General features: G+C 73.1%; 10 protein-coding genes. 6 read left to right on the forward strand and 4 right to left on the reverse strand.

Annotated elements, in window-relative coordinates; genetic code table 11:
- Nucleotides 1–248 precede the first annotated feature (248 nt).
- Nucleotides 249–641, forward strand: coding sequence for a hypothetical protein (locus AC6EXY_RS14680; RefSeq protein WP_133150780.1), 393 nt, complete (start codon nt 249–251; stop codon nt 639–641).
- On the opposite strand, the gene AC6EXY_RS14685 is transcribed toward AC6EXY_RS14680, so the two are convergent.
- The gene (locus AC6EXY_RS14685; protein ID WP_499817481.1) at nt 598–1641 is read right to left on the reverse strand and encodes a helix-turn-helix transcriptional regulator; all 1044 of its coding nucleotides are present in this window, start codon (nt 1639–1641) and stop codon (nt 598–600) included. The two genes, AC6EXY_RS14680 and AC6EXY_RS14685, sit on opposite strands and share 44 nt — an antisense overlap.
- A gap of 107 nt (nt 1642–1748) precedes the next feature.
- On the opposite strand from AC6EXY_RS14685, the gene AC6EXY_RS14690 reads away from it, so the two are divergent.
- Complete coding sequence (locus tag AC6EXY_RS14690; protein ID WP_499817482.1) at nt 1749–2132, forward strand: VOC family protein; 384 nt, start codon at nt 1749–1751, stop codon at nt 2130–2132.
- 16 nt (nt 2133–2148) lie between these two features.
- Here the strand turns inward: AC6EXY_RS14690 and AC6EXY_RS14695 are convergent, their stop codons facing one another.
- On the reverse strand, nt 2149–2235 hold the full coding sequence (locus AC6EXY_RS14695; protein ID WP_480014660.1) for a mycothiol transferase: 87 nt from the start codon (nt 2233–2235) through the stop codon (nt 2149–2151).
- A 71-nt stretch (nt 2236–2306) separates the two neighbouring features.
- Entirely contained in the window at nt 2307–3476 is a 1170-nt protein-coding gene (locus tag AC6EXY_RS14700; RefSeq protein ID WP_207770428.1) for an amidohydrolase family protein, read from the reverse strand.
- A 361-nt stretch (nt 3477–3837) separates the two neighbouring features.
- On the opposite strand from AC6EXY_RS14700, the gene AC6EXY_RS14705 reads away from it, so the two are divergent.
- From AC6EXY_RS14705 to AC6EXY_RS14715, 3 genes are all read left to right on the forward strand, one after another.
- A complete protein-coding gene (locus AC6EXY_RS14705; protein WP_499817483.1) occupies nt 3838–5556 on the forward strand; it encodes a type I glutamate--ammonia ligase in 1719 nt (572 codons plus the stop codon).
- Nucleotides 5557–5662: 106 nt separating this feature from the next.
- Nucleotides 5663–9073 (forward strand): pyruvate carboxylase, encoded by a 3411-nt coding sequence (locus AC6EXY_RS14710; protein WP_101833070.1) that lies wholly within the window; start codon nt 5663–5665, stop codon nt 9071–9073.
- A 198-nt stretch (nt 9074–9271) separates the two neighbouring features.
- The gene (locus tag AC6EXY_RS14715; RefSeq protein WP_499817484.1) at nt 9272–10210 is read left to right on the forward strand and encodes a fibronectin type III domain-containing protein; all 939 of its coding nucleotides are present in this window, start codon (nt 9272–9274) and stop codon (nt 10208–10210) included.
- 131 nt (nt 10211–10341) lie between these two features.
- On the opposite strand, the gene AC6EXY_RS14720 is transcribed toward AC6EXY_RS14715, so the two are convergent.
- Nucleotides 10342–11796: a bifunctional glycosyltransferase family 2/GtrA family protein gene (locus AC6EXY_RS14720; protein WP_101833464.1), complete on the reverse strand. Its 1455-nt coding sequence runs from the start codon at nt 11794–11796 to the stop codon at nt 10342–10344.
- 194 nt (nt 11797–11990) lie between these two features.
- Here AC6EXY_RS14720 and AC6EXY_RS14725 point away from each other — a divergent pair, with 194 nt between their 5' ends.
- On the forward strand, nt 11991–12554 hold the full coding sequence (locus AC6EXY_RS14725) for a dihydrofolate reductase family protein (RefSeq protein WP_499817485.1): 564 nt from the start codon (nt 11991–11993) through the stop codon (nt 12552–12554).
- Nucleotides 12555–13069: the final 515 nt, after the last annotated feature.

Consider the following 13069-nt stretch of genomic DNA (forward strand, 5'->3'; position numbering starts at 1 on the left):
GGGCGGTCGGTCGACGTTGTGGCGTGGCAACGTCATTTGTCAGGCAACCGAGATTGTCGACTCTCGGGCTGTGATGGACAATCTTCATTGTCGAATGAGGGTGACAATGAAGGTTGTCCACGCTTGAGGCTGCGGGCGGGTGTGGTGCCCCCTGTAGGGCCGTTCTGGAAGAGGGCCCCGTGCGGCGTGGGCAATTGTTGTTGTCGGGTGTGGGTAATAAGCGTTGTCGAATGGTCTAGGGTGCAGAGGTGGACGCATCTGGGAGGAACTGGCTGCCGCGCGGTGTCAGTCCGCGAGCCGTCGCCCTGGACTATCTTGAGGAGCTGACCCGGCGGTTGCATGCGCTGGCCCTGGAGCGTGATCAGGCGGTTGCCGACGCGGTGGCGGCGGGCGCCGACTGGGTTCAGATTGGTCAGGCAGCGGGCCTGACCCGTCAGGGGGCGCGGCAGCGGTGGAATCGTCGGCTTCCTGATCCCCGGCTGGTCGCGCATGACGACTGTCTTCCGCCGGACCCTGTTGATGCGCCGGTTGACCTGACTCCATCGGGGCCTTCTCCGCTTGCGGAGATTCCTGACCCCATGTTGTCGGCCCTGCTCTTCACCTGGCAGGTCTTTCACGAGCAGCCTCCAGAGGAGGAGTAGATTCACCCGCGAGCTTCTTCTTCTTAACGTCGAAAACGTGCGACGGATCGTAGAGCGCGGCGAGAGCGGTGGCGGCGGTGCGGAGGGCGGGTGGGGTGAGGACCTCGACGTCGGGGCCGAGGGAGAGGAGTTCGCCGGTGGCGTGGCGCACGGATTCGATGGGGATGCGGGCCTCGACCCAGCCGTCGGTGTCGGCGGGCCCGGTGGCGGTGGCGCGGATGGCGCGGGTGACGGCGGGTGGGAGGCGGTAGGGGGCCATCGTCACGCCGGTGGGGGAGAAGCGGATCGTCGCCGTCTCGCGGTAGACCTCGGACTCGTAGCGGGCCGTCCAGGTAGCCCAGTAGGCCGCCAGGTCGAAGTCGGGTGGGCGGTCGCGGTCGCCGGTCGTCGTGAGGGCGAGGATCTTTCCGACGCGGTAGGTCCGCGGATCCGTCGGAGCCGGTCCCGATCCCGGCTGCGGTGCGGCGCGGGCGACGAGATACCAGGTGCCGCTTTTGAGGACGACGCCGAGGGGTTCCAGTACCCGCTCCACCTCCTGGGGCGCGCGCCAGCGGTGGTAGGTGACGTGGATGCGGTGCTGGGACCACACGGCGGCGGCGACGTCGGCGAGCAGGGGGGCGTCGAGGTGGAAGTGCTCGCGGGCGCGGCCGGCGCGTTCGCGCAGCGGCGGCGGGAGGGCGGCGAGCAGCTTGAGTTCGGCGGTGGCCGCCAGGGCGCCGAGGCCGAGGTCGTCGGCGGCGGACGGCAGGCCGGCGAGGAACAGCGAGTCGGCCTCGTCGGCGGTCAGACCGGTCAGGCGGGTGCGGTAGCCGTCGAGGAGGCGGTAGCCGCCGGTGGCGCCGCGATCGGCTATCACCGGGACGCCGGACTCGGCCAGCGACTCCAGGTCCCGGTGCACCGTGCGGACGGAGACCTCCAGCTCGTCGGCGATCTGGCGCGCCGTCAGCTTGCCGCGGGTCTGCAGCAGCATCAGGACGGACAGCAGCCGGCTGGCACGCACATCCCGGATTCTGCCGGGGGAATCCTGACAGTGGAAGTCAGGTATCCCGTCCAGCATGGGTACCGCACAGGCGTTGACCAAGGAGAACGATCCGGGAGGACAAGGACATGACCATGGTGACGTGGGCCGGGATGATGCTGGACTGTCCGCATGCCGGTGAGCTCGCTGCGTTCTACGGCGAGCTCACCGGGTGGGGGGTCGGTGGGGCGGACCCGGAGGGGGCCTGGGCGTTCCTGTCGCCGCCGGGGACGGAGATCATGATCGGGTTCCAGCGGGTCGACGACTACCGGGCGCCGAGCTGGCCGGGACAGGACTCGCCGCAGCAGTTCCACCTGGACTTCCGGGTGGCTGACCTGGACGAGGCGGTCGGACGCGCCGAGCGGCTCGGCGCGAAGGCGGCCGACGTCCAGCCCGGCGGGGACCGCTGGCGGGTGATGCTCGACCCGGCCGGGCATCCGTTCTGCCTCTGCCCGCCCGCCCCGGACGCCTGAGCCGACGGCGGCGGGTTCAGCCCATCGTGCGGGTGCCGTCGATGGCCTCGCGCAGGATGTCGGCGTGGCCGCTGTGCTGGGCGGTCTCGCCGATGATGTGCATGAGGACCTGACGGGCCGAGCGGGTGGCGCCGGCGGGGAACCAGGGGGCGCGGGTCCGGTCCGGCGGCCTGGTCAGGGGAGGGCGTAGACGCGGCGGGCGTTGTCGGCGCAGATCAGGCGGGCGACGCGGGTGGCGTCCGCGAATGTCCAGGCGTCGTCGTCGATGCCGGCCGTCAGGAAGGCGGCGAGGCCGCGGCGGAACAGCGTCGAGCCGAGCAGGAACAGTTCGGCGAGCGCGAAGGCGTCGGTGGAGAAGAGGACCTTGGCGAACGGGGCGAGTTCCAGCGCCTCGGCGAGCAGGGCGGCCGAGCCGTGGCCGGTGTTGTGGATGGCGAGGCCGAGGTCGAGGTGCACGTTCGGGAAGACCTGGGTCAGGTAGGCGGCCTCGCGGTGGAACGGGTAGCAGTGCAGCAGCATGATGCTCGCCCCGGTCGGCGCGAGGGCCCGCAGCAGGCCGGTGAGCAGCAGCGGGTTGGTGCGGGCCAGGTCGAGGTCGGCGTCGCCGTAGCCGACGTGGATCTGGACGGGCAGCTTCTCCTCGACGCCGCACCAGATGAGGAAGGAGTGCAGCACCGGGTCGCGCAGCCGGATGGCGGCGCCGTCGCGGATCTCGCCCAGCCAGGTGCGGGTGGCGGCGGCCACCTCACGGTCCGACGGGCGGTCGGCGGGCAGGTCCAGGCCGGCGCGGTAGGCGGCGACGGACTTCACCGCGATCGTCGTGGGGGCGCGCTCGGCGATGCGGGCGCGGACTGTCTCGGCGAAGTGGCCGACGCCGATCTGGCCGGTGAGCAGGTCGACGGCGGCGAGCTCGGCGATCCGTTCCAGTCGGGCGACGTCGAAGCCCTGGCCGCCGACCCAGCGGGCGAGATCCGCGGAGCCGGTCAGCGGCTCGGGCTGGAAGCCGGTGTCGACGCAGAAGCTCGCGATCCCGGCGGCGCTGAGCAGCCGGCGGTGCACCTCCTCGTGGCCGAGTTCGACCCGGCGTGCCAGGTAGGCGTCCGGCTCGGCATGGGGCGGCAGGCCGAGCACCGGGGCGCACCAGCGGCGCACGGCGAAGCCGATCTGGCTGTCGAACAGGGTCGTTCCGGGCGGGCCGGGCGTGTCGGCCTCGGTGAGCATGCCCTCGAACTCGGCCCGGGACAGATCCCGCCGGACCAGACCGTGGCAGTGATGGTCGACGAGCGGATGGTCGACGAGCGGGTGGTCGACAAGCCGGTCGGCGAGGAGGTCGATGCGCCCCATCGAAGTGGCATCCCCCCTGGAGGGGGTGGTCATGCCTGACGGTAATCGTCGCGCTGTGTCATCGAAGTCCGTGCACAGCACCTGTGGATAACTTGTGGATGACTACGGTGCTCCTGGGGACAGTCGAGGCAGGCATCAGTGATGTTGGCGCGTTTCACGCTCTTCTTGTCGGGTCGATAGCTGTGGATAACGCGTGGACGGCTGAGGATGGAGCGCGGGCGATCCGCCATCTCGGAGCGGTGATCATCGACGCTGCGTGACGTCGGCGCCGGTGTGGGTGGCATCTCGTCGGGTGTCCTGGGCGACATCCCGCCCCGGCGCGCGCGACCATGGTGCGAGGCGGCACCCCGGGAGGCGATCGATGAACGAGCCCGGCACCTCAGGCGGCCGCGACCGGCTCGCCGCGGCGGCCCGGCACGCGGCGACCAACCTCGAGGTCCGCGGCGTCGTCTGCGTCGCCTGCACCTTCGTCGACAACAGCGGGATCACCAGGGTCAAGGGTGTGCCTGTCGGCCGGCTGGACGCGGCGGTCGTCTGGGGCGTCGGCGCATCGCCCGCCTTCGACGCCTTTCTCGCCGACGACGCGATCACCACCGGCCGTTTCGCCGGCGGTCCTGTCGGCGACCTGCGTCTGCACCCGGACCTCAGCCGGCTGATCATGCTGGCCGCGCAGCCCGGCTGGGCGTGGGCGCCGGTGGACCGGCGTGACCAGAGCGGCCTGCCGCACCCGCAGGACAGCCGGGAGCTCGTTCGCGGCCAGGTGGCGCGACTGGCCGAGCGGGGACTCGGCGTCGCCGTCGCCATCGAGGTCGAGTGGGTCGTCGCAGCGGCCGGCGCGGGCGTGGCGGAGGGCGGTTTCACCCCGGCCGCGCGCGGGCCCGCGTACGGCATGACCCGGGTCACCGAGCTCGGCGACTACCTGCGTGACGTGCTCACCGCGCTGACCGACGAGGGCCTGGTCGTCGAGCAGATCCATCCCGAGTACGCCGCCAGCCAGTTCGAGGTGTCGGTCGCCGCGCAGGACCCGCTCGCCGCCGCCGACACGTGCGTGCTGGTCAAGGAGACAGTGCGGGCCGTCAGCGGGCGGCACGGGCTACGCGCGGCGTTCGCGCCGCAGATCGTCGCGGACGGGGTCGGCAACGGCGGCCACGTGCATCTCAGCCTGTGGTCGGACGACCCCGACCCCGACGCCGCGGTGCGGCCGGCCCGCGGTGGCGGCGGCCCGCTCACGCCGACGGGTCTGCCGGACGTCGCGCCGCCCGGCCTGTCCGCCTACGGCGTCCTGTCGAGCGGTGGCCCGTACGGCTCGGGCGGCTTCGGTGGTCCAGGCGGCTTCGGTGGTCCAGGTGGCTTCGGTGGTCCAGGTGGCTTCGGTGCTGCCGGTGGTATGGGGGGTCCTGGTGGGTTCGGCGGGCCGGCTGGGTTCGGTGGGCCGGGTGGCTACGGGAGCGCCGGCGGTGGGTCGGCGGGGGGCGGGTGGGCGGCCGGCAGGCGGGTGAACCTGATGGGCGGCGGGGACGGGCCGGTCGGCCTGACGGCGGCGGGGGAGGCGTTCGCCGCGGGCATCCTCGGCCATCTGCCGGCGCTGATGGCGCTCGGGGCGCCCAGCGTCGCGTCCTACCTGCGCCTCGCACCGTCGCGCTGGGCCGGTGTGTACGCCTGCTGGGGCGCGGAGAACCGCGAGGCCGCGCTGCGGATGATCCCCGGCCCGCCGGCCGCGGCCGGTCGCGCGGCGAACCTCGAGATCAAGTGCTTCGACCTGGCCGCCAACCCGTACCTGGTGGTGGCCGGCCTGCTGGCCGCCGGCCGGGCCGGGCTCGAGGCGCGCGCCCGGCTGCCACCGCCCGTCGACGTCGACCCGGCGACGCTCGCCCCCGCCGAACGGGACCGGCGCGGCATCAGCCGGCTGCCGACGAACCTGGCCGACGCCGTCACCGCGTTCGAGGCGGACGACGTGCTGCGCGCGGCGCTCGGCGAGGAACTGCACGACACCGTCGCCACCGTCCGACGGGCGGAGATCGACCGTTTCGCCGGCGCGGACGCCGAGGCCGTCGTCGCCGCGACCCGCTGGCGCTACTGAGACTGGCGGTCGGCCGGTTGCGGCCGCCGTGACGCCGATCACGTTACTTTGGCGCGTCAGAGTCCAACGCCCCCACAATGATGCGCACTCGTCCAAGGAGGCGCGCGTGCGTAAGGTCCTGGTCGCAAACCGCAGTGAGATCGCCGTCCGTGTCTTCCGTGCCGCCCAGGAACTGGGGCTTCGCACCGTCGCCGTCTACACGCCCGAGGACGTGGCCGCGCTGCACCGGACGAAGGCCTCCGAAGCGTACGAGATCGGCGGCCCAGGGCATCCGGTGCGCGGCTATCTGGACATCGACGCGCTGCTGACGGTCGCCAAGCAGGCGGAGGCGGACGCACTGCACCCCGGCTACGGGTTCCTGTCGGAATCGGCGGTGCTGGCCGAGGCGTGCGCGGCGGCGGGGGTGACGTTCGTCGGCCCGCCGTCGTCGGTGCTGCGGCTGACCGGGGACAAGGTGGCGGCGCGGGACGCGGCGATGGCGGCGGGCCTGCCGGTGCTGCGGGCCAGCGCGCCGCTGCCGGACGGGGCCGGAGCGGCGGAGGCGGCCGAGCGGGTGGGCTTCCCGTTGTTCGTGAAGGCGTCGGCGGGTGGCGGCGGGCGGGGTCTGCGCCGGGTCGAGCGCCCGACGGACCTCGCGGACGCGGTGGCGAGCGCGTCGCGGGAGGCCGCGGCCGCGTTCGGGGACGGGACGGTGTTCCTGGAGCAGGCGGTGACCCGGCCGCGGCACATCGAGGTGCAGGTGTTCGCCGACTCCTACGGGAACATCATTCATCTGTACGAGCGGGACTGTTCGGTGCAGCGTCGGCATCAGAAGGTCGTCGAGATCGCGCCGGCGCCGCAGCTGGACGAGGCGATCCGGGCGAGTATCTGCGCGGACGCGGTGCGTTTCGCCCGGCACGTCGGCTACGTGAACGCCGGGACGGTCGAGTTCCTGCTCGCCGCGGACGGTCAGTACACGTTCATGGAGATGAACCCGCGCATTCAGGTGGAGCACACGGTGACCGAGGAGGTCACCGGCGTCGATCTGGTCGCGGCGCAGCTGCGGATCGCCGACGGGGAGAGCCTGGCCGATCTGGGCCTGGAGCAGGAGCGGATCGCGCTGCGTGGCACGGCGATCCAGTGCCGGGTGACGACGGAGGATCCGGCGGACGGATTCCGCCCGGACACCGGGACGATCAGCTTCTACCAGTCGCCGGGCGGGCCGGGCGTGCGCCTGGACGGGGCGACGTACCCGGGTGCGGAGGTCAGCCCGTATTTCGACTCGCTGCTGGTGAAGCTGACCGCGCGGGGTTCCACCCTGGAGAAGGCGTCGCGCCGCGCGCGCCGGGCGCTCGGCGAGTTCCGGATCCGTGGGGTGCGGACGAACATCGACTTCCTGGCCGAGGTGCTCGCCGACCCGGGCTTCCTCGCCGGCGGTGTGCCCACGTCGTTCATCGACGAGCGGCCGCATCTGCTGCTGCCCGGGCGCGGCACCGACCGGACCAGCCGGATGCTGGCCCGGCTCGCCGAGAGCACCGTCAACGGCTTCACCCGCCCCGCCGGCGTCGCGCTGGTCGACCCCCGCACCCGGCTGCCCGAGCTGACCGACCTGCCGGCGCGCCCGGACGGGCAGGGCGTGCTGGTGCCGGACGGGTCGCGGCAGCTGCTCGCGCGGCTGGGGCCGGCGGGCTGGGCGGCGCGGCTGCGCGCGCAGGAGACGCTGGCGGTCACCGACACCACGCTGCGTGACGCCCATCAGTCACTGCTGGCGACCCGGCTGCGGTCGTTCGACATCCTGGCGGCGGCGCCCGCGTTCGCCGCGCTGACGCCGAGCCTGCTCAGCCTGGAGGCGTGGGGCGGGGCGACGTACGACGTGGCCCTGCGGTTCCTCGCCGAGGACCCGTGGGAGCGGCTCGCCGCGCTGCGGGTGGCGGCGCCGAACATGTGCCTGCAGATGCTGCTGCGCGGCCGCAACGCCGTCGGCTACACCCCGTATCCGGACGACGTGGTGCGGGCGTTCGTCGCCGAGGCCGCGGCGACCGGCGTCGACATCTTCCGGATCTTCGACGCGCTCAACGACTTCGACCAGATGCGCCCCGCGATCGACGCCGTCCTCGAGACCGGCACCGCGATCGCCGAGGGCACCCTGTGCTACACCGGCGACCTGTCCGACCCGGCCGAGTCCATCTACACACTCGACTACTACCTCCGGCTGGCCGATCAGCTCGTCTCCGCCGGCGTCCATGTGCTGGCGGTCAAGGACATGGCCGGGCTGCTGCGGCCGGCCGCGGCGACGACGCTGGTCACGGCGCTGCGGGAGCGGTTCGACCTGCCCGTTCACCTGCACACCCACGACACCGCCGGCGGCCAGCTCGCCACCCTGCTCGCCGCTGCGGCGGCCGGGGTCGACGCGGTGGACGCCGCCGCGGCGCCGATGTCGGGCGGCACCAGCCAGGTGAACATGTCGGCCCTGGTCGCCGCGACCGACCACACCCCCCGAGCCACCGGGATCGCGCTGTCGGCGCTGTCGTCGATGGAGGCCTACTGGGAGGCCGTGCGTGACCTGTACGCGCCGTTCGAGGCGGGCCTGCGGGCCCCGACCGGTGCCGTCTACCGGCACGAGATCCCCGGCGGGCAGCTCACCAACCTGCGCCAGCAGGCCATCGGGCTGGGCCTCGGCGACCGCTGGCCCGCCGTCCAGGAGGCCTACGCTGTCGCCAACGAGCTGCTCGGCAAGCCGATCAAGGTGACGCCGACCAGCAAGGTCGTCGGTGACCTCGCACTGTTCCTCGTCGGCGGCACCGTCGACGTCGACGCGCTGCGCGAGCACCCCGAGCGCTTCGACCTGCCCGCAAGCGTCCTGGGCTACCTCGCCGGCGAGCTCGGTACCCCGCCGGCCGGGTTCGCCGAGCCGTTCCGCGAGCGCGCCCTGGCCGGACGCCGCCCCGCCCCGCCGAGCGCCACCCTCGACCCCGCCGACGCCGCCGAACTCGCCGCCGACAGCACCACCCGGCGGGCCGCCCTGTCCCGGCTGCTGTTCCCCGGCCCGTGGAAGGACTACCTGACCGCCGTCGACAACTACGGCGACAGCTCCGTCATCCCCACCGAGGGTTACCTCTACGGACTGCGCTCCGGACAGCCGATCGCCGTCCTGCTCGAACCCGGCGTCGAGATCATAGTCGAGCTCGACGCCCTCTCCGACCCCGACGACGCCGCCATGCGCACCCTCTACCTGCGGGTCAACGGCCAGCCCCGGCCGGTCCGCGTCCGCGACACGTCGATCACCGCGACGACCACGGCCGCCCGGCGTGCCGACCCGTCGGACCCCACCCAGGTCGGCGCCGGCCTGCCCGGCATCGTCACGTTCGTCGTCGCCCCCGGCGACACCGTCACCGCCGGTCAGAAGCTCGCCGTCGTCGAGGCGATGAAGATGGAGGCCGCCGTCACCAGCCCCGCCGCCGGCACCATCGTGGAACTGGTCCGTTCCAGCGGCGACAGCGTCGAGGTCGGCGACCTCCTCCTCGTCCTTCGCCCCTGACCGCCGCCCTGCCAATCCCGGGGTTTCGCCTGTGCGGACCCCGGGGTTGGCGGGGCGAAACCTGGTGAATCCTCGCGGCGCCCACCCGAATCGCCGCTGTCGGTCGCGGGAATCCCCCATGCGCAGCCGGGAACAATGCTCCGGCGAACAGGGGGCATCATGGCATTCATTCGGAAATCCTTGTTGCTGAGTTCCGCCATGGCAGTTCCGAGCGCGGTCGTTCTGTTCGCCGCGCCGGCCGTCGGGGCGGCCTCCCCGTCGGCGCCGTCGAACGTGACCGTCACGGGTGTGGGCGCCGGTGCCGCGCGCGTCTCCTGGACGGACACGTCGTCCGATGAGACCGGTTTCGACGTCGCCAAGGGTTCGGAGACACGCCACGCCGGGCCCAACGCGACCTCCTTCGACTGGGGTGGCCTCGGGAGCGGTCCGGCCTGCTTCAAGGTCCGTTCCGTCAACGCGGCCGGCACCTCCGCCTGGGCCCCGTCCGGCGGCCTCTGTCTCGCCGGAGCCGGTGCGGGCGGCGGAGGCAGTGCGGGCGGGGCGGTGGCCGGCGGTGCCGCGGTGGGCGGCGCCGGCGCCGGGGGCGGCCGGGCGACATCCGGGGGTACGACCGCCGGGGGTACGGCCGTCGGGGGCGCCGGGGGTGGCAACACCGGGGGTGGCACGACGGTCGGTGGCCGCGGCGGCAACACGGCCGGCGGAACGACCGTCGGTGGCACCGGCAATGTCGTGAACACCCGGACGAACCAGACCACCAACAACCTCAACCTGGGAGGCATCGGCATCAACTACGGCGGAACCAGCGGGCCCCCGAGCGGCGGTCCGTCGCAGTCCCCGGGCTCCACCAGCCCGTCGACGCCCGGCACGACCACCCCGTCGACGCCCGGCACGACCACCCCGTCGATGCCGAGTGGCACCAGCTCGACGCCGCCGAGCACCGATGGTTCGAGTTCGCCGGGAGCCGGTGGTTCGACGACGCCGAACAACAGCAGTCCTGGCACCACGGGCAAGGGCACCGGCGCACCGGCGAACGGCGGCACGCCGCCTCCGCCGAAGGCCGCCAGCGCCCCGACCGCCCCCGACGCGACTACGACGGGGGAGAACACGGCGACCGTGCCCGTGGCAACGTCATCCTGACCGACAGGCTCCTGGTCGATAGGCGTTCTGATCATAACGGGCTGCCCCGCCCGGCATTCCGCCGAGCGGGGCAGTGCTGGTGCGGTGGATCGGTTGGGGTGTGCTGGTCCCGACGCCTGCCCTCGACACCCTCATCGCTGACGTTCGGGGGCCACGGTGGCCGGGCGGGGGCGGAAGACCCAGGCGCGCATGAGCAGGAAGCGGATGATGGTGGACAGAAGGTTCGCCAAGACCAGTACCGTCACCTCCAGACCACGGCCCGGGTGGTCGCTGCCCGCGTGCAGTAGTGCGAGTGAGCCGCTGGTCAGGCCCAGGCCGATCGCGAAGACGACCAGCCCCTGCAGGTGGTGGCGGCCGGCCTGGTGCGCGCCGGTGAGGCCGAAGGTGAGCCGGCGGTTCGCCGCGGTGTTCGCCACCGCGGTGATCAGCAGCGCGAGCAGGTTGGCCGCCTGCGGCCCGGTGGCCGTCCGCAGCAGCACGAACAGCAGCAGATAGGCCAGGGTGCTGGCGACGCCGATCGCGGCGAAGCGCAGCAGCTGACCCGCCAGCCCGCGGGGCACACCCGGCACCTGCACCCCGCCGCCTCCGATTCCCGGGGCCGCCGCGGGCCCGCCGTCCCCATCGTGGGCGGATGGGCCGCCGGTGAGCGTGCCGCCGGCCGCCGTGGTGAGCGGGCCGCGGCCGAACTCGCGGCGCAGGTCGGCCAGTGGCAGCGCGCCACTGCCGAAGGCCCGCAGCAGGCGGACGACGCCCTTGAGGTCGGCGAGCGCGGTGGCGACCACGTCGACGCGGCTGTCGGGATCATCGACCCAGTCGACCGGCACCTCGTGGATGCGCATCCCCGCCCGTTCCGCGAGGACGAGCAGCTCGGTGTCGAAGAACCACCCGGCGTCCTCCACCAGCGGCAGCAGCGCCGAGGCCGCGTCGGCCCGGATCGCCTTGAAGCCGCACTGCGCGTCCGAGAAGCGGGCGGCGAGCGTCCCACGCAGGATCAGGTTGTAGCAGCGGGAGATCACCTCGCGGCGCGGGCCGCGCACCACCCGGGACGTGCGCGCCAGCCGGGTCCCGATCGCCAGATCCGAATGCCCGCTGATCAGCGGCGCGACCAGCGGCAACAACGCGGCGAGGTCGGTGGACAGGTCGACGTCCATGTACGCGAGCACCGGCGCGGACGACATGCTCCACGCCGATCGCAGAGCCCGGCCGCGCCCCTTGGCGTCCAGGTGCACGACACGCACCCCGGCGAGCTCGCCCTCCAGCGCCATCGCGACGCCGAGGGTGCTGTCCGTGCTGGCGTTGTCGGCGATCGTGATCTGAAAGGGATAGGGGAAGCTGTTCCGCAGATGCCCGTGCAGTCGCCGCACGCAGGGGGCGAGGTCGTTCTCCTCGTTGTAGACGGGGATGACGACGTCCAGGATGGGACCTGATCGCGGGTCCGCGGTCAGGACGGCCCCGGCCTGCGGCTGCTCGGCGGTACCCGCCCGGGGCTGCTCTGCGGTCCCCGCCCGGGGCTGCTCGGTGGCAACGCGCTGCGCGGGGGCGGGTACGGGGGTTCCGGTCGCCGGCGATGGCATCGACGTCGTCATGGTGCCGACTCTCGGTCGGCGACCTGTGCCACCCGTATGGCAATCCTGTGCGCCACCTGTGAGAAGTCGGTGGCAATTCCCCGAAGGTGCCGCGCCCCGGTGTCCCGGGAGAGAACGCGCTGGCCAGCGCCCTCGGACGGCCTGCGAGGATGGCGGGCACGGTGATTGTCCACACACGGCACAGGGAGCTTCGGATGCGCGCTCTGATCGTGACGGCTTTCGTGTCCGTCGACGGTGTCATGGAGGCGCCGGGCGGCGAGGCGGACTACCGCAACACCGGCTGGACCTTCAAGGACATCGCGTTCGACCCGGCCGCCTACGAGATCAAGGGCCGGGAGCAGGAGGAGGCCGCCGCGCTGCTGCTGGGCCGGACCAGCTACGAGGCGTTCGCGCCGATCTGGCCGACGATGACGGAGTTCGCCGGCTACAACGCGATGCCCCGCTACGTGGTCTCCACGACGCTGGAGCGGGACGACGAGCGCTGGCCGGCGACGATCCTGCGCTCCGTCGACGAGGTCGCCGCGCTCAGGGAGACCGACGGCGGCCCGATCGCCGTGCACGGCAGCGCCACGCTCGGCGCGAGCCTCGCCGACGCCGGCCTGGTCGACCGCTACCACCTGCTGGTCTTCCCCGTGCTGCTCGGCGCCGGGAAGCGGCTGTTCAGCGCGGCCGACAAGGACAAGACCATGCTCAGGCTCGTCGAGCAGGAGGCCTACCCCAACGGCATCCAGAAGCAGGTCTTCGACGTCGTCCGCTGAGATCCTGGCGAGAGTTCGCGACGGAGGACACCGGCCGTCTCGCCACTTTCAACGGGACAAATCGGGCGCGAAGCCAGGTGAAACTGGCAGGCGAGACCGTTCTCGCGCACGACCCACCCACCTGGCCGTCCGAATCGCAACGCGGCGACCGAATGCCGCCGCGTTGGTGACCGTCCGCATTCGATGCTCCCCGCTGGGTGATCAGGTGCGACGATCGCTCGGGGCGGGGCGGGGCGGGGCGGGGCGGGGCGGGGCGGGGCGGGGCGGAGATGTGGGACGGCCGTGGGGCCCCCCCCGGGGGGGGGGGGGGGGGGGGCGCGCCGGCGGGGGGGGGGGGGGCGCCCCCCGGGGGGGGGGGGGGGGGGGGGGGGGGGGGGGGGGGGGGGCCATGGTCGGTCAGTCAGCCGGTTGGGTCGGCGAGGGCACGCGCGGCGAGCTCGGCGTAGAGGGCGGCACCGTCGGGCAGGACGCCCTCGTCGAACCGGGCTCGCGCGCTGTGGTTGAACGGCGCGGTG

The sequence above is a fragment of the Frankia sp. RB5 genome (genome assembly GCF_059816245.1).